Genomic DNA, 16,636 nt, shown 5'->3' on the forward strand with positions numbered 1-16,636 from the left:
CCATCCTAGGGAGGCTCAGAACCGCGCGGGCTCCCGGTACTCGCCCCACTCGGCGCGCAGGGCGTCGCAGATCTCGCCCAGCGTGGCCTCGGCCCGGCAGGCGTCGAGCATCGCCTCCATCATGTTGTCGTCGGTACGGCCGACGGCGACCATCCGCTCGATCGCGGCGGAGACGGCGGCCTCGTCACGACCGGCCCTGCGCTCGGCGAGCAGCCGGACCTGCTCGACCTCGACCTCGTGGCTGACCCGCATGATCTCGAGGTCGTGGGTGACGGAGTGCTCGTGGCAGTTGACGCCGACGATCCGCTTGTCACCCTTCTCGAGGGCCTTCTGGTACTGGAAGGCGGCCTCGGCGATCTCGGACATGAACCAGCCGTCCTCGATGCCGCGCAGCAGACCGCGGGTCACGGGGTTCTCGCCGGCGCGGGTGGCCTCCGCCAGCGCCTCGGTGTCGGCGTGCGTCAGCGGCGACCCGCCCATCGCGAGGATCCGGTCGAAGATCGCGTTGGCCTCGGCCTCGATCTGGTCGGTGAGCGCCTCGACGTACCAGGAGCCGCCCAGCGGGTCCGCGACGTTGACGACACCGGTCTCCTCCATGATCACCTGCTGGGTGCGCAGCGCGATCTCGGCGGCCTGCTCGCTCGGGAGTGCCAGCGTCTCGTCGAGGGCGTTGGTGTGGAGGCTGTTGGTGCCGCCGAGCACCGCGGAGAGCGCCTCGATGCCGGTGCGGACGACGTTGTTGTACGGCTGCTGGGCGGTCAGCGAGACCCCGGCGGTCTGGGTGTGGAAGCGCAGCCACTGCGCCTTCTCGGTCTGCGCGCCGTAGACGTCACGGAGCCAGCGCGCCCAGATCCGGCGCGCCGCCCGGAACTTCGCGATCTCCTCGAAGAAGTCGACGTGGGCGTCGAAGAAGAACGACAGGCCGGGGGCGAACTTCTCGATGTCGAGGCCCCGCGAGAGCCCGAGCTCGACGTAGCCGAAGCCGTCGGCCAGCGTGAAGGCGAGCTCCTGCGCGGCCGTCGAGCCGGCCTCGCGGATGTGGTAGCCGGAGACGGAGAGCGGCTTGTAGTCCGGGATCTGCTCGGCGCAGTACTCCATCAGGTCGCCGATCAGGCGCAGGTGCGGCTCCGGGGTGAAGAGCCACTCCTTCTGGGCGATGTACTCCTTGAAGATGTCGGTCTGCAGCGTGCCGTTGAGCGTGGAGGTGTCGACCCCGGCCCGCTCGGCGGCCACGATCATCATGCAGAAGACGGGGACGGCCGGGCCGCTGATCGTCATCGAGGTGGTGACGGCCCCGAGGTCGATGCCGCGGAAGAGCGTCTCCATGTCGGCGACCGAGTCGATCGCCACCCCGCAGTGGCCGACCTCGCCGAGCGACTTGGGGTCGTCGGAGTCGCGTCCCATCAGGGTGGGCATGTCGAAGGCGACCGAGAGCCCGCCACCGCCGCGCCCCAGGATCATGTGGTAGCGCTCGTTGGTCTGCTCGGCGTTGCCGAAGCCGGCGAACTGCCGGATCGTCCAGGTCCGGCCCCGGTAGCCGGTCGGGTAGAGACCCCGGGTGAACGGGAACTGGCCGGGCCACTCCGACTCGTCGGTGCCGTACGCCGGCTCCACGGCCATGCCGGACAGCGTGGTGAAGTCCGCGTCACGGACCCGGGACTGCTCGTAGCGTGCCTGCCAGCGGGACCGTGCGGTGTCGTCGACCATGGTCGAATAGTAGGACGTCCAACTAAATCCGGCGAGTCGGCGCGGGATCAGAAGTCGCCGGCCGCCCGGCGCACCGGGCGCAACAGCTCCGAGAGCTGACGCAGGTCGCCGTCGTCGAGGACCCCCAACCCGAAGTCGGCGCCGACGAGGTCCGCGGTGGCGGCCTCGACGACCTGGCGCCCGGCCGGGGTGATCTCCGCCAGGACGGCCCGCCCGTCGTCCGGGTGCCGCCGTCGTACGACGTGGCCGTCCGCCTCGAGCTTGCGGACGATCGAGGTGACCGACGTGGGGTGCACCTGCAGCCGCTCCCCCATCTTGCCCAGTGGCAGCGAGCCCCGGGAGGAGAACGTGAGCAGCACCAGCGCCTCGTAGCGCGCGAAGGTCAGCCCGTGGGGCCGCAGCACGCCGTCGAGCCTGTTGAGGACGAGCTGCTGGACCCGCATCAGCGAGGTGACGGCATGCATCGCCGGCACTCCGGACCAGTGGTCGGCCCACTGCCGGGCGGCCTCGTCGATGGGGTCGAACGGCAGCGGCGCCATGGGGCTAGTTGACCACCCGGGGGCCGCGCAGCCCGGAGCGCTGCACGACGCGCTGGATCGCGAGGTCGCGGTCGTCGGGTCGGCCGACGAAGCGGATGTCCCGCAGCCCCTGCTCCTGGGCCGCGGACTCGAAGATGAAGTGGCCGTAGCCGAGGACCCGGCCGGTGAGCGGCTTGGCGACCGTGATGTCGAGGATCCGCGAGAGCGGCATGGTGGCGAGCTGCTGGGCGAGCACCCCGTGGAGGCGGAACACCCTCATGTTGGTGATGACGAACCGGTCCATCCGCGCGTGGAGCGCCTTCCAGCCCGCGTGGGCGAGGACACCGAATCCCAGCAGCAGGGGGAGCCAGGCCAGGTCGGGGTCGAGGAACGGGACGGAGACCAGGATCGCGAGCCCCAGCACGAGCTCGAGCACGGCCCGGACGTAGGCGACCCAGTGCTTGCGCACCTCGTCGACGATCACCTCCCCCTCGTCCCGGAGGAGGTGGCGACGGATGTCGGGCTCGGTCACCGACGCCAGCAGGCCCACAGGAGCGCCCGGCTCAGACCAGTGCGCCGAAGAAGCGGATCACCGCGTTGAAGAGGTCCTCGGCGATCGCCCAGGTCTGGCTGGCGCCGGCCTTGGCGGCGTCGGCGAGACCGCTGGGGTCGGTGAACATCCAGAAGCCGAGGAAGACCACGACCACGGCCAGGAAGGCCTTCTTGCCATTCATCGGATTGCTCCGTCCAGGTCGGGCACAGGACTGCGCCATCATGTCCGCCTCTCCCGGGTCACCGGGAGAGGCGCGCCGGTCAGCGGACCGGCAGCGTGAAGCGGATCCGGGTCCCGTCCACCTGCTCCTCGTCGACCCAGATCCGACCCCCGTGACGAGACACGACCCGCTCGCAGATCGCGAGACCCAGGCCAGTGCCGGTGTAGTCCGGCGCGTGCGCCCGGGCGAAGCTGTCGAAGACCTTGCGGCGCATGCCGGCAGGGATGCCGACCCCGTTGTCGGTCACCGAGACCTCGAGGGTGCCGTCGACCTCGCTGGCCGTCACCGCCACCGACGGGCGTACGCCGGGCGCGACGTACTTGACCGCGTTGCCGACCAGGTTGTCGAGCAGCTGCCGCAGCAGCGCCCGGTCGCCTCGGACGATCATGCCCGGCTGTACCGAGATCCGCGGTCGCGTCCCACCCTCGCGTCGCAGCTCGGCGACCTCCTCGCCGAGTGCGGAGAGGTCCAGCTCGACGACGTGGAGCGGGCGGTCGCGGGCCACCGCGAAGTCCAGCAGGTCGTCGATGAAGTGGTGCATCTGGTCCGAGGCGCCCTGGACCCGGGAGAGCATGGAGCGCAGCGTGGCGACGTCCGGCTCCTCCGCGGCCTCCAGCTCCTCGCGCAGGCTCTCGGTCCAGCCGCGCACGACCGTGAGCGGGTTCTTGAGGTCGTGGGCGACCACGCCGGCGAAGGCGACCAGCTGGTCGCGCTCCTCCTGCTCGGTCGTGACGTCGCGCAGCGTGTTGACGACGACCGGCCGCGGGTCTCCGTCGAGGCCGTGCACCGGGATGGAGGTGACCTCGAGGAAGCGCTCGGTCCCGTCAGCCGTCCGGATCCGCACCAGCTCCCGGATCACGCTCTCGCCGTTCCGGGCGCGGGCGTGCGGCATGTCGGCGACGGCCAACGGCTCCCCGTCCGAGGAGACCATCACCGGCTGGTCGGCCCCGCCGAGGGAGGGCCGCAGGAACCCTCCCGCACCGGTCATCCGGCGCACCGCGGGGTTGCGGACGGCGTACGTCTCGTCGGCGGTGATCACGCTGACGCCCTCGGCGAGGTGCTCGATGACCGCCGAGAAGAGCGCCGCCCGCGAGTCAGCCTCACGTTCGGCCGCACCGGCCCGGGCGACGGCCGCGCGCCGCTCCTCGGTGGCGAAGGAGATCGCGAGCGCGGCCACCACCTGGGTGATGAGGAAGCCCTGGGCGATCGCGGCCCCGGTGAAGGGGTCCGTCGCGCCGGCGAAGACGCCGATGCCCTGCAGCGTGGCCAGCACGCCCACGGCGCCCAGCACCAGCGCGAAGGCGAGCGCTCCCACCGAGGGCAGCCGGAAGGCCGCCCAGACGGTGCACAGCACCAGCGAGAACGAGAACGGGGTCGGGTCGGAGCCGAACGCGGCCGTGGCCAGGCCGACGGTCGCGGCGACCACCGCGAGCGTCTCGAGGACGCGCAGCGGCAGGTGCTCGTCGCGGCCGGCTCGCGACCACCACCGCGCCGGAGACAGGTCCCGACGCGGCAGGACCAGCATGCCGAGGGCACCGATGCCCAGGATCCAGCTGAGGTTGCGGATGGCCGTGAGCCAGATGTCCTCCGGTGACGACACCGGCACCAGCCCCAGGCCGGTGCCCCGCCCGAGGGCGGCGACGCCCGCGGCGACGGCGCTGGCGGCGAGGAAGACCGCGAGGTCGCGCAGGGTGCCCATCGGACGCGCACCGCCCGCGCCCCACAGGTCCGGTGCCAGCGCCCGCATCACCGCCACCCACGCTCCGGCGGCGACCAGCGCCAGGACGGCTCCCAGGACGGCCTGCGCGGCGGTCCCGTCGTTGAGCAGGACCGAGGCGGCCGTGGCCGCCACCAGGCCCGCGACGTCCCACGGCCACGTCCGGGGCGTGCCGGAAGCCAGCCAGAGCACGGCGACGCCGTACAACGGCCAGACCAGGCTGATCTGGAGCTGCTCGTCGAAGGTCAGCCGCCCGATGTCGCCGGCGAGGTAGGTGGCGAGCGCGAACCCGGCGAGACGCAGGACCTGAGGGAGCCCGAGCACGCCGGTGGTGGACCGCTGGCGCGCGGGGGCGGCCTGCGTCGTCATGGGGAGGATTATGACGGGGCGTCGCCTCAGGCGCTGAGCTCCCCCGCCGCGCCGCGGGGTCGGACGCCGAGCGCCCGGGTGTGGAGGGCGAGCATCTCGCGCACCGTGACGCTCCAGCAGAACTGCTCCGCGCGACGGCGAGCCGCTGACCGGGCGACCGGCTCCGGACGGCCCAGGACCGCGAGCACCGCGTCGGCGAGCGGACCCGGCGCGGGATCCGCCCACGCGCCGGACTCGTGGTCGACCAGCTCGCGCGCCCCGCCGTACGACGCCGTCACGACCGGGGTCCCGCAGGCCAGCGCCTCGAGGACGGCCAGCCCGAAGGTCTCCCCCGGGCAGACCGACAGGGACACGTCGGCCGCTCCGACGAGGGCCGCGAGCTCCTCGCGACCCTCCACGTGGCCGTGGAAGGTGACCGGCGCCCCGGCGGCGAGCTCCTCGAGCTCCCCCCGGTGGGGACCTGTCCCGTAGACGTCCAGTCGGACCGGGACCCCGCGACGGTGGAGCTCCACCGCGGTGGCCACGGCCAGGTGCGGACTCTTCTCCCGCGACAGCCGTCCCACGTGGACCAGGCGACTCCCCTCGCCCCGCGGACCGCGCGCCGGGGGCGGTCTGAAGGTCTCGAGGTCCACGCCGAGCGGCACCCGGTGGACGCTGGTCCCGGCCGCCTCGGCGACCGCGCGGAACTCCCGCTCCGCGAATCGCGAGGTGACCACGACCCGGTCGAACTGCCGCACCAGCACCCGGTTCAGCACCCCGACCGGGGTGGCGACCCCGCGGTCCCAGCCCGTGCGCAACGACAGCATGGCGTCGAGCCGCTCGTGGGAGAACAGGATGGTCAGGACTCCGCGCCGCCGCGCCCAGCGCGCCACCGGCAGCATCGTCGACTTGTCGGAGACCTCCAGCGAGGTCGGGGCGAACGCCTCGAGCACCTCGGCGACCCGCCACGGCTCGACGATCAGCCGGTAGCCGCCCCCGACCTGCGGGGCGCGCAGCTGCACGACGTCGCCGTGGTCACCCGAGGTGCGCTCGTCGCGCCGTCCGGGGACGACCAGCAGCCGGGCCGCGCCGGCCTCGACGTAGCCCTGTCCGAGTCGTTCGATCGCGGTCTTCATGCCGCCCGAGGCCGGCCCGACGAAGTTGGCCAGCTGTGCGACGCGCACGTCAGGCGATCGCCAGCCGGCGCTGGTCGAGGACCGCGCGGTAGTGCCGCTCGACCAAGTCCTCCACCACGATCGGCCAGGTCCGGTCCTGCACCTTTGCGTGGGCTGCCGCCGCCATCCGGGACCGCAGGTCGGCGTCCCGCACGGCTGCGGTGACGGTCCGCCACAGGGAGAACCGGTCCTCGGGGTCGAACAGCAGGCCCGTACGCCCGTGCTCGACGAGGTCCAGCGGCCCACCGGCGGCGGCCGCGACGACCGGCACGCCGCTGGCCTGCGCCTCCTGCACCGTCTGGCAGAACGTCTCGGACGTCCCCGGGTGGACGAAGACGTCGAGGGACGCGAAGGCCGTGGCGAGGTGGGTGCCGCCGAGCTGGCCCGAGAAGTGGGCGCCCGGCAGGTGACGACCGAGCCACGAGCGCTCCGGGCCCTCACCGACGACGACCAGGCGGGTGCCGGGGATCCCGGCGATCTCGGCGAGCCGGCGGACCTGCTTCTCGGCGGCCAGCCGCCCGACGTAGCCCACGAGCACGTCCCGCCCGTCGTGGGAGAGCGTCGCGTGGCGCTCCTGGTCGCGGCGCGAGGGGTCGAAGAGGTCGAGGGAGACGCCGCGGCGCCAGAGGTGGAGGTCGGGCACCCCGAGCGCGGCGAGCTGGCGGTAGGAGGAGTGGGACGGGACCAGGGTGCGGTCGGCCTTGCGGTGCAGCCGGCCGACCCAGCGGTCAAGCAGCACCTCGGCGCGGACGCCGTACTGCCGGGCGAAGCCGGCGATGTCGGTCTGGTAGACCGCGACCGTCGGCACCCCCAGCCGGCGTGCGGCCCGCAGCCCGGCCGCACCGACCACGATCGGCGAGGCGAGGTGCACCACGTCCGGCCCGAAGTCGGCCAGCGCCCGCTCCAGCGCCGCGTCGGGGAGCCCGAGCGGGAAGGCCCGGTAGCCCGGTAGCCCCACCGACCGCACCCGGGTCACCGGGATGCCGAGGTAGTGGTCGGGCCCGTGGCCCGGCGCGACGACGAGCGGCTGGTGACCCTGGCGGACCAGCTGCTCGGCGACGTGCCGTACAGAGTTGGCGACGCCGTTGACCTGCGGCAGGAACGACTCGGTGACGATCGCGACACGCATGCCTGCACCGTCCAGCGCCGACATGTCCGGCAGGTGACGTGCGGGGGCGTGTCCTGCCAACCCCCGTGGTTCAGTCGGCGAAGGACTCCAGCAGCACGTCGGCGGCGGCGTAGGGGTCGCAGTCCCCCGCCACGACGGCGGCAGCCAGCTCGTCGAGCTCGCCCCGGCCGTGGACGTCGCCCCAGCGCGCCCGCAGCGCCGTCACCGCGATCGCCTCGATCTCGTCGCGCGCGCGGCTCGCGCGTCGGGCGGCCAGCTCCCCGGACTCGGCCAGCCACGCGTGGTGCCGGTCGATCTCGGCCACCACCTCGTCGAGACCCTCCGCCCGGGAGGCGACGGTCTTGACGATGGGCGGCGCCCAGGCGCCCTCCTGGCGCTCGGCCAGCGCGAGCATGGAGCGCAGCTCGCGACGGACCTGGTCGGCGCCGTCGCGGTCGGCCTTGTTGATGACGTAGACGTCGCCGATCTCGAGGATGCCCGCCTTTGCGGCCTGGATCCCGTCACCCATGCCCGGCGCCATGAGCACCAGGGTCGTGTCGGCCAGGCCGGCGATCTCGACCTCGCTCTGCCCGACCCCCACCGTCTCGACGAGGATCACGTCGCACCCGGCGGCGTCGAGCACCCGCAACGCCTGCGGCGTGGTCCACGACAGGCCCCCGAGGTGTCCTCGCGAGGCCATCGAGCGGATGTAGACCTCGGGGTCCAGCGCGTGGTCCTGCATCCGCACCCGGTCGCCCAGCAGGGCGCCGCCCGAGAACGGGGAGGAGGGGTCGACGGCCAGGACCCCGACCCGCTTGCCGGCGCGGCGCAGCTCGCCGACCAGCGCGCTGGTCGAGGTGGACTTGCCGACGCCGGGCGGGCCCGTGATGCCGACGACCTGCGCGTCGCCGGCGTACGCCACCAGGCCCGCCATCACCTCGCGCAGCAGCGGCGACTCGTCCTCGACGAGCGAGATCAGCCGCGCCACGGCGCGCGGGTCACCCGCGCGCGCCCTCTCGACCAGCTCCGGGACGTTGCCGGTGGACCTCCGACCCACCTCAGGCGGGGACGCGGATGATGAGGGCGTCGCCCTGGCCGCCGCCGCCGCAGAGCGCCGCGGCGCCGGTGCCACCACCGCGCCGCTGCAGCTCCAGGGCGAGGTGCAGGACGATCCGGGCGCCCGACATGCCGACCGGGTGGCCGAGGGCGATGGCGCCTCCGTTGACGTTGACGCGGTCCTGGTCGACGCCGAGCTGGCGGGCGGACTCGATACCGACCGCGGCGAAGGCCTCGTTGAGCTCGAACAGGTCGATGTCGGAGACCGCGATGCCGTCCTTGCCGGCGGCCTTCTCGATCGCCCGGGCAGGCTGCAGCTGCAGCGTCGAGTCGGGGCCGGCCACCTGGCCGTGGGCCCCGATCTCGGCGAGCCAGGTCAGGCCCAGCTCCTCGGCCCTGGCCTTGCTCATCACGACGACGGCGCAGGCGCCGTCGGAGATCTGCGAGGCGGAACCGGCGGTGATCGTGCCGTCCTTGGCGACCGGCCGGAGCCCGGCGAGCGACTCCACGGTCGTGTCGCCGCGGACGCCCTCGTCCTCGGCGACGACCACGTCGCCCTTGCGCGTGCTGATGGTCACCGGGACGACCTCGTCGTCGAAGAGACCGTTCTTCCAGGCCAGCGACGCCCGCTGGTGGGACTGCGCGGCGAACGAGTCCTGCTCCTCGCGGGACAGGCCGGCGCCCGCGCTGTTGCAGCTCTCGGTCAGGTTGATCATGGCCTGGTCGGTCGCCTGGTCGTGGAGGGCGTCGTAGGCCATCGAGTCCACCAGCGCGGTGTTGCCGTACTTGAAGCCCTCGCGGGACCTGGGCAGCAGGTGGGGAGCGCGGGTCATCGACTCCATGCCGCCCGCCACGACGATGTCGTGCTCGCCGGCGCGGATCATCTGGTCGGCCATCGCGATCGCGTTGATGCCCGAGAGGCACACCTTGTTGATCGTGATCGAGGGCATGCTCATCGGCAGCCCGGCCGCGATGCCGGCGGTCCGGGCGGGGTTCTGGCCGGCACCGGCCAGGATCACCTGGCCCATGATCAGGTAGTCGACCTGGTCGGGCTGGACGCCCGCCTTCTCGAGGGCACCCTTGATCGCGACGCCGCCGAGCTCCGCGGCGGAGAGGTCCTTCAGGCCGCCCAGCAGCCGACCGATGGGCGTACGCGCTCCGGCGACGATGACGCTGGTGGATCGAGCGGAGTCGGACATGGTGGTGCCTTTCGTCACGGCGGATGCCTGCTCCGGCCGACGATACCCACCGCGCGGAGCACCCGGCAGGGCCCCCGTCGTGAGGAACACCTCACACCCCCTCGCGCCCGCGGCCCGGGACCCCTCACCATGTCCGCATGAGCAGCGCACCCCTCGAGATCCCCAACCACCTCTTCACCGCGATCGACCACGTCGGCATCGCCGTGGCGGACCTGGACGAGGCGATCGCCTTCTACCGCGACACCTACGGCATGCGGGTCGTCCACGAGGAGACCAACGAGGCGCAGGGGGTCCGCGAGGCGATGGTCGCCGTCGGCGACACCGACTCCTGCCTGCAGCTGCTCGCCCCCCTCACCCCCGAGTCGACGATCGCGAAGTTCCTCGACCGCTCTGGCCCCGGCCTGCAGCAGCTCGCCCTCCGCGTGACCGACGTCGAGCAGGTCGCCGCGATCCTCCGCGACCGTGGGCTGCGCCTGCTCTACGACGCCCCGCGGGGCGGGACGGCCGGCAGCCGGGTCAACTTCGTCCACCCCAAGGACGCCGGCGGCGTGCTGGTGGAGCTGGTCGAACCGGCCGGGGAGGCAGGCAGCCACTGACGCTCCGGACGGGATCCGGCGCGGGCCGGAATGGGGTCCGTCACACCTGGCTGCGCCCGGCATTACCCGTCGGTATGTTCAGCCCACCACCCCCACCTGCCGAGGAGCGAGACGTGCACAAGATCCTGGAAGCCATCCAGTCCGACGAGGCCAGCGCGGGCGACGTCGCCGCCCTCGAGCTCCCCGAGTCCTACCGCGCCGCCTTCGTGTCGAAGGACGAGGTCGACATGTTCGAGGGCCTCTCCAGCCGTGACAAGGACCCGCGCCAGAGCCTCCACGTCGACGAGGTCGCGATGCCCGAGCTCGGCCCGGGCGAGGCGGTCGTGGCCGTGATGGCCTCGGCCATCAACTACAACACCGTGTGGACCTCGATCTTCGAGCCGGTCTCCACCTTCGGCTTCCTCGAGCGGTACGGGCGGCTCTCGGAGCTGACCAGGCGTCACGACCTGCCCTACCACGTGGTGGGCTCCGACCTGGCGGGCGTCGTGCTCCGCACCGGGCCCGGCGTGACCAAGTGGAAGCCGGGCGACCGGGTGGTGGCCCACTGCCTGTCGGTGGAGCTCGAGGGTCCCGACGGGCACAACGACACGATGCTCGACACCGAGCAGCGGATCTGGGGCTTCGAGACCAACTTCGGCGGCCTGGCCGACGTGGCGCTGGTCAAGGCCAACCAGCTGATGCCCAAGCCCGAGCACCTCACCTGGGAGGAGGCCGCCTCCCCCGGCCTCGTCAACTGCACGGCCTACCGCCAGCTGGTCAGCAAGAACGGCGGCGACATGAAGCAGGGAGACAACGTCCTGATCTGGGGCGCCTCCGGCGGCCTCGGCGGCTTCGCCACGCAGTACGCCCTCAACGGTGGCGCGACGCCCGTGTGCGTGGTCTCGAACGAGGAGAAGGAGAAGATCGCGCGCTCGATGGGCGCCGAGCTGATCATCAACCGCTCCGCCGAGGACTACCGGTTCTGGAACGAGGAGGGAACCCAGCAGGACCCGAAGGAGTGGAAGCGGCTCGGCGCGAGGATCCGCGAGCTCACCGGCGGCGAGGACATCGACATCGTCTTCGAGCACCCCGGCCGCGAGACCTTCGGCGCCAGCGTCTTCGTCACCCGCAAGGGCGGCACCATCACCACCTGCGCCTCGACCAGCGGCTACATGCACGAGTACGACAACCGCTACCTGTGGATGAACCTCAAGCGGATCATCTCCTCCCACTTCGCCAACTACCGTGAGTCGTGGGAGGCGAACCGGCTGATCGCCAAGGGCAAGATCCACCCGACCCTCTCGCGCACCTACCCGCTCGCCGAGGTCGGCCAGGCCGCGCTCGACGTCCACCACAACGCCCACCAGGGCAAGGTGGGGGTGCTCTGCCTGGCTCCCGAGGAGGGCCTCGGGGTGCGCGACGAGGAGATGCGCGCCACCCATCTCGAGGCGATCAACCGGTTCCGCGGCGTGTGAGCAGAATTTCCCCGTGTCGACCAGCGGGCCGGGGTGGGATGCCGGGCCCGGATCAGCGACACTGGCCATCACACACCCATTTCACCCCCGGGAAGAGGAAGTGCGTCCATGAGTGACAGCGGTCTGTCCATCTTCGACGACGACGAGCCGGACACCGGATCCGACGCCGGCGAGCGCAAGGGCCGACCCGACAGCGACGCCACGCAGGTGATGCCGGCGGTCAGCGACAAGAAGCCCGCGCCGCAGCCTGCGGACGACGCCTCGGAGCGGACCCAGAAGGTCCCGGTCGTGCCGCCGGCGGCGGCCCCCCGACCCGCCCCGCAGGTGCGCCAGCCGGCGAGCCCCACCACGCCCGGACGCGCCGCCCCGGCGCCCGCTGCGGCAGCGGCGTTCCCGACCGTGCGGCGCGGCGGCTACGACAAGGACGCGGTCGACGCCCGGTTCAAGCAGCTCGCGGGCGAGAAGTCCGGGCTGTCGAGCAGCCTCACCGAGTCCGAGAAGCGGGTGCTCGAGCTGGAGTCCCAGCTGGAGGACACCCGCCGGCAGCTCGAGGAGAACCTCAACCCCTCCTATGCCGGCCTCGGCGGCCGGGCCTCCGCGATGCTGCGACTGGCCGAGGAGGAGGCGGCCGACGTACGCACGGCCGCGCAGCGGGACGCCGCGGAGATCCGGGAGCAGGCCGCCCGCGACGCCGACGCCATGCGCGCCGACGCCAACCGCGAGGCCGAGGACGTGCGGCTGGTGCAGCTCAAGGAGATCGAGGAGTCGCGGACCCGCCTGGTCGAGGACGCCGAGCGCGAGCGCGAGCTGGCCCGCACCGAGGCGGAGGACACCCTGGCCTCGGCGCGGCGCGAGGCCGATCAGCTGCGCCTGGCCTCCCAGCAGGAGACCAACGACATGAAGACCAGCGCCAAGCGGGAGGCCGAGGCCGCGCGCGCCGCCGCCGACCGCGAGGTGCAGGAGGCCCGCAGGGCGCTCGCCGTGGAGAAGGAACGGCTGGCCAAGGAGGCCGCCGAGCACCACAGCAACGCCACGGCCGAGACCCAGCGGCTGGTGACGGAGTCCGAGGAGCGCGCCTCCGCCGCCGAGCAGCGCGCCCGCGAGGCGATCAAGCAGGCCACCGAGCACCGCCAGCAGGCCCAGTCCGAGGCCGAGGCGACCCTCACCCGCGCGCGCCGCGAGGCCGAGCAGATCGTGGCGTCCGCGCGTAGCCAGGCCGACTCGATCACTGCCAGCGGCAACGCCGAGGCCGACCGCGAGCTGGCAGCGGTCAAGGCCGAGGTCGACCGGATGCAGAAGCGCCGCGACGCCATCGCCGCCCAGCTCACCTCGCTGCGTGACGTGGTCGCCGGCTTCGGCGACGACGACAAGTAGCCCGCATGGGCTGGCTGGACCGGTTCCGCAGCTCCTCCGAGGTTCGTCAGGCCGCCCGCGCCGAGCGGGCGGCCGACGTCGCGCAGCAGGCCGCCGAGCAGGCCGACTCCTCCGCCGAGCAGGCGACGGTCGCGGCCGAGCAGGCGGAGCAGGCGGCCGAGTCCTCGGCGGAGTCGGCCGAGCGCGTCGACAACGCGACCGACCTGGTCGCCGAGAGCCCGGTCCCGCCTGCGACCACCGGCCGGGGCTTCCGCCCGCCCAGCCTGTTGCGGCACTCGGCGTTCTCGATCGGTTTCACCGGCGCCCTCGGCGCGCTGGTCGCCCTCTTCCTCAGCCAGCAGCTGCTCTCGATCTCCTCGATCCTGACGCTGCTGGTGCTCTCCCTCTTCCTCGCGATCGGGCTGAATCCGCTCGTCGAGTGGTTCATGAGGCGCGGGGCACGCCGCGGCGTCGCGGTCTTCGTGGTGCTGACCATGGTGCTGACGCTGTTCGCGCTGTTCGTCGTCGCGGTGGTTCCCGTGATCAGCGACCAGGTCGCGCTGATCACCGAGAACGCCCCGCGCTGGATCCGGGAGCTGCAGGCCAACTCGCTGGTGCAGCGCATCGACGAGCGCTTCGACGTCTTCACCAAGGTCGAGGAGTACGTCAGCAACGGCGACTTCGGTGAGCAGGCCTTCGGCGGGGCCGTCGGCGTCGGCCTGGCGGTGCTCTCCGCGCTCGCCAACAGCGTCATCGTGCTGGTGCTGATGATCTACTTCCTGTCCTCGTTGCCCAGCATCAAGCACGCGGGCTACAGCCTCGCCCCCGCCTCGCGCCGTCCGCGGGTCAGCGAGCTCGGCGACAAGATCATCCGCTCGACCGGCGCCTACGTCGCCGGCGCCTTCGTCGTCGCGGTCTGCGCGGGCCTGACCACCCTGGTCTTCACGTTCTTCGTCGGCCTCGGCGACTACTCCTTCGCGCTGGCCTTCATCGTCGGACTGCTGAGCCTGATCCCGGTGGTCGGCTCCGTGATCTCGGCGGTCCTGATCACCGCCCTCGGGCTCACGGTCTCGCCCACCATCGCGATCATCTGCCTGGCCTACTACCTCGCGTACCAGCAGCTCGAGGCGTACGTCATCTACCCGCGGATCATGGCGCGCTCGGTCGAGGTGCCGGGCGCCGTGACGGTGATCGCCGCGCTCGTGGGCGGCGGGCTGATGGGCGTCATCGGGGCGGTGCTCGCCGTCCCGACCGCGGCGGCACTGCTGCTGCTGCACCGCGAGGTGTTCCTCACGCGGCAGGACGCGCGGTAGGCCGCTCCCCCAGCTTGACCAGCACCACGCCGGCGAGCACCAGCGCGCCACCGAGGACCTGGACCGACCGCGGCAGCTCGCCGAGCAGGAGCCACGCGAAGACCAGGGCGAAGAGGACCTCGACCAGCGCCACGAACGACGCCAGCCGTGAACCGAGCCGGCGCGAGGCCGCGATGCCGGTCGTGTAGGACACCGCGGCAGTCACCACCCCGAGGGCGAGCGCCGCTGCCCACCACGGCACCTCCGTGCCGTCGTACGACGCCGGCGCGGTCGACCACGCCATGTCCAGCAGCCCGACCGCACCGAGGCCGAGCAGCGCCGCCCCGCCGACGACCATGCCGGCGGCGGCCAGCACGAGCGGCGGCAGTCCGTTGCCCTCCTGCGCGGAGAGGATGAAGTACGTCGCCACGCCGATCATCGCCAGCAGTCCCCACATCACGCCGACCGGGTCCAGGCCACCGCCGGACACGACGTCGAGGACCAGCACCAGTCCCCCGCCCGCGACCAGGCAGCCCAGCGTGGTCAGCACGCCCGGCCGTTGGCCGTAGCGCAGCCACAGCCAGCCGATGACCGCCACCGGAGCGGTGTACTCGATGAGCAGCGCGACACCGACCTGCAGGTGCTCGACCGCGCTGAAGTAGGCGAACTGGCAGCCGGCGACGGAGACGACCCCGTAGGCCACCACCAGGCGCGCGTTGCGCCGCAGCAGGTGCCACCGGCCGCGCAGGGCCACCAGCGCCGGGACCACCAGCACCGCGGCCGCGACCACGATCCGGGCCGTGACGGCCGCCGCGGGGCTCCAGCCCTCGACCAGCAGCCCCTTGGCGAGGGTGCCCGAGAGCCCGAACGACATCGCGGAGACGAGCGCGAAGGCCAGACCCGTGCCGAACCGGGACGCGGGCGGCGCGACCGGAGCGTCATGAGTCACTGTCGTCATGGGACATGACACTACGGACAGATGAAGTAAGGTGTCAACATGGTCTTCGCCTATGACAGCGAGATGGCGCTCCGGGCGGCGGTGGAGCTGGTCAACACCGCGGAGGAGCCCGACACCCTCGGCTCCGTCGCCGACCTCGACGACCTCTGGGCCCGCTTCGGCTACACCGGCCGCCACGACCGCACCCCGGCCGAGCTGGAGGCCGTCCGAGCGCTGCGGCCACAGCTCCGGGAGCTGCTGACCGCCGACCGTGACGGTGTGGTGGTCCTGCTCAACCACCTGCTCTCCCAGGTGACCCTGCGACCGGTGCTCGTGCGGCACGACGACTACGACTGGCACCTCCACGCGGTGGACCCCGAGGACCCGCTGGCCGACCGGATCCGGGTCGAGACGGTGATGGCGATGATCGACGTGGTCCGCGCCGACGAGCTCTCCAGGCTCTCGGTCTGCGCGGACGACACCTGCGACGGGGTGGTCCTGGACCTCTCGCGCAACCGGTCCCGGCGCTACTGCTCGACGACCTGCGGCAACCGCAACGCCGTGGCCGCCTACCGGGCGCGACGCGCGGAGTGAGCGACCGGGAGCCTCACGCCCGCAGGAAGCGGCGCAGCACCTCGAGGAACACCGCGGGCTGCTCCGAGTGCACCCAGTGGCCGGCTTCCTTGACGGTCACGCGCCGGTTCCCCGGGAACCAGCGGTCCATCGGCTCGGCGTACTCCTCGCTGACGTAGCGGGACCTGGCGCCTGCGACCCACAGCACCGGACCGTCGTACGGCGCCACTCCGGCCAACCGCTCCTCGGGCCAGCCGCCGATCTCGGGCAGGTCGCGGTCGATCAGCTCGAGGTTGGGCTGCCACGACCAGCGGCCGTGGTCGTGCCGGAGGTTCTGCAGCAGGAAGGCCCGGACCGTGGAGTTCGGGACCGCCTCCGCGATCGCCTCGTCGGCCTGGCCACGTCGTTCCAGCGTGCCGAGGTCGAGGCCCCGCATCGCCGCGATGTAGCCCCGGAACTCGTCGGTGTGCGCGTAGGCCACAGGTGAGACGTCGACGACGGCCAGTCGCGAGACGAGCTCGGGATGGCGCAGCGCCACCAGCATCGCGATCTTGCCGCCCATGGAGTGCCCGACCAGGGCGGCCGGGTCGTCGGCGGAGAGCAGCGCCGCGACCTGGTCGGCGGCTGCGAGGTAGTCGAAGCGCTCGCTCCAGGGCGAGCGGCCGTGGTCGGGCATGTCGACGAGGAGCGTGCGGTGCTCCCCGGCGAGCCGCTTGGCGACCTGCGTCCAGTTGCGCCCCTGGCCGAAGAGCCCGTGGCAGAAGACCACGAGCGGTCCGTCGTCGCCGTACGCCGTGGTGTGGAGGGGGGCGGTGGGATCGGGCACGCGC

The 16,636-nt window shown here is 72.6% G+C and carries 16 protein-coding genes; 5 read left to right on the forward strand and 11 right to left on the reverse strand.

All coding sequences use genetic code 11. The features are described 5' to 3' along the window. Positions 1-15: 15 nt before the first annotated feature. From icmA to EXE57_RS04965, 9 genes are all read right to left on the reverse strand, one after another. Positions 16-1,707, reverse strand: a complete 1,692-nt coding sequence (icmA, locus tag EXE57_RS04930; protein WP_135074537.1) for a coenzyme B12-dependent isobutyryl-CoA mutase large subunit — start codon at positions 1,705-1,707, stop codon at positions 16-18. A 47-nt stretch (positions 1,708-1,754) separates the two neighbouring features. Beyond that, the gene (locus EXE57_RS04935) at positions 1,755-2,246 is read right to left on the reverse strand and encodes a MarR family winged helix-turn-helix transcriptional regulator (protein WP_135074539.1); all 492 of its coding nucleotides are present in this window, start codon (positions 2,244-2,246) and stop codon (positions 1,755-1,757) included. Between the two features lie 4 nt (positions 2,247-2,250). Next, positions 2,251-2,775, reverse strand: a complete 525-nt coding sequence (locus tag EXE57_RS04940; RefSeq protein WP_135074541.1) for a PH domain-containing protein — start codon at positions 2,773-2,775, stop codon at positions 2,251-2,253. Positions 2,776-2,788: 13 nt separating this feature from the next. Continuing rightward, positions 2,789-2,959, reverse strand: coding sequence for a hypothetical protein (locus EXE57_RS19630; protein WP_167305822.1), 171 nt, complete (start codon positions 2,957-2,959; stop codon positions 2,789-2,791). Between the two features lie 79 nt (positions 2,960-3,038). After that, positions 3,039-5,084 (reverse strand): ATP-binding protein, encoded by a 2,046-nt coding sequence (locus EXE57_RS04945; RefSeq protein WP_135074543.1) that lies wholly within the window; start codon positions 5,082-5,084, stop codon positions 3,039-3,041. Positions 5,085-5,110: 26 nt separating this feature from the next. Beyond that, positions 5,111-6,247: a glycosyltransferase gene (locus tag EXE57_RS04950; RefSeq protein WP_135074545.1), complete on the reverse strand. Its 1,137-nt coding sequence runs from the start codon at positions 6,245-6,247 to the stop codon at positions 5,111-5,113. 1 nt (position 6,248) lies between these two features. Continuing rightward, positions 6,249-7,367 (reverse strand): glycosyltransferase family 4 protein, encoded by a 1,119-nt coding sequence (locus EXE57_RS04955; protein ID WP_135074547.1) that lies wholly within the window; start codon positions 7,365-7,367, stop codon positions 6,249-6,251. 70 nt (positions 7,368-7,437) lie between these two features. Then, positions 7,438-8,403: a methylmalonyl Co-A mutase-associated GTPase MeaB gene (gene meaB, locus EXE57_RS04960; RefSeq protein WP_135074549.1), complete on the reverse strand. Its 966-nt coding sequence runs from the start codon at positions 8,401-8,403 to the stop codon at positions 7,438-7,440. Between the two features lies 1 nt (position 8,404). Next, on the reverse strand, positions 8,405-9,601 hold the full coding sequence (locus tag EXE57_RS04965) for an acetyl-CoA C-acetyltransferase (RefSeq protein ID WP_135080626.1): 1,197 nt from the start codon (positions 9,599-9,601) through the stop codon (positions 8,405-8,407). Positions 9,602-9,738: 137 nt separating this feature from the next. Between EXE57_RS04965 and mce the strand changes: the two genes are divergently transcribed. The 4 genes from mce to EXE57_RS04985 all read left to right on the forward strand — a co-directional run bounded on the left by mce (position 9,739) and on the right by EXE57_RS04985 (position 14,317). Next, on the forward strand, positions 9,739-10,197 hold the full coding sequence (mce, locus tag EXE57_RS04970) for a methylmalonyl-CoA epimerase (protein ID WP_135074551.1): 459 nt from the start codon (positions 9,739-9,741) through the stop codon (positions 10,195-10,197). Between the two features lie 113 nt (positions 10,198-10,310). Next, positions 10,311-11,651 (forward strand): crotonyl-CoA carboxylase/reductase, encoded by a 1,341-nt coding sequence (gene ccrA, locus EXE57_RS04975; protein ID WP_208542974.1) that lies wholly within the window; start codon positions 10,311-10,313, stop codon positions 11,649-11,651. Positions 11,652-11,759: 108 nt separating this feature from the next. Further along, complete coding sequence (locus EXE57_RS04980; RefSeq protein WP_135074555.1) at positions 11,760-13,025, forward strand: coiled-coil domain-containing protein; 1,266 nt, start codon at positions 11,760-11,762, stop codon at positions 13,023-13,025. A gap of 5 nt (positions 13,026-13,030) precedes the next feature. Continuing rightward, positions 13,031-14,317, forward strand: a complete 1,287-nt coding sequence (locus tag EXE57_RS04985; protein WP_135074557.1) for an AI-2E family transporter — start codon at positions 13,031-13,033, stop codon at positions 14,315-14,317. Here EXE57_RS04985 and EXE57_RS04990 read toward each other — a convergent pair. Then, positions 14,295-15,254, reverse strand: a complete 960-nt coding sequence (locus EXE57_RS04990; RefSeq protein WP_135074559.1) for an EamA family transporter — start codon at positions 15,252-15,254, stop codon at positions 14,295-14,297. The genes EXE57_RS04985 and EXE57_RS04990 overlap by 23 nt on opposite strands. Before the next feature lie 39 nt (positions 15,255-15,293). On the opposite strand from EXE57_RS04990, the gene EXE57_RS04995 reads away from it, so the two are divergent. Then, positions 15,294-15,827, forward strand: coding sequence for a CGNR zinc finger domain-containing protein (locus EXE57_RS04995; protein ID WP_135074561.1), 534 nt, complete (start codon positions 15,294-15,296; stop codon positions 15,825-15,827). 13 nt (positions 15,828-15,840) lie between these two features. On the opposite strand, the gene EXE57_RS05000 is transcribed toward EXE57_RS04995, so the two are convergent. After that, positions 15,841-16,632 (reverse strand): alpha/beta fold hydrolase, encoded by a 792-nt coding sequence (locus tag EXE57_RS05000; protein WP_135074563.1) that lies wholly within the window; start codon positions 16,630-16,632, stop codon positions 15,841-15,843. Positions 16,633-16,636 lie beyond the last annotated feature (4 nt).

Origin of the sequence: Nocardioides euryhalodurans (genome assembly GCF_004564375.1) — a bacterium.
Classification (GTDB): domain Bacteria; phylum Actinomycetota; class Actinomycetes; order Propionibacteriales; family Nocardioidaceae; genus Nocardioides; species Nocardioides euryhalodurans.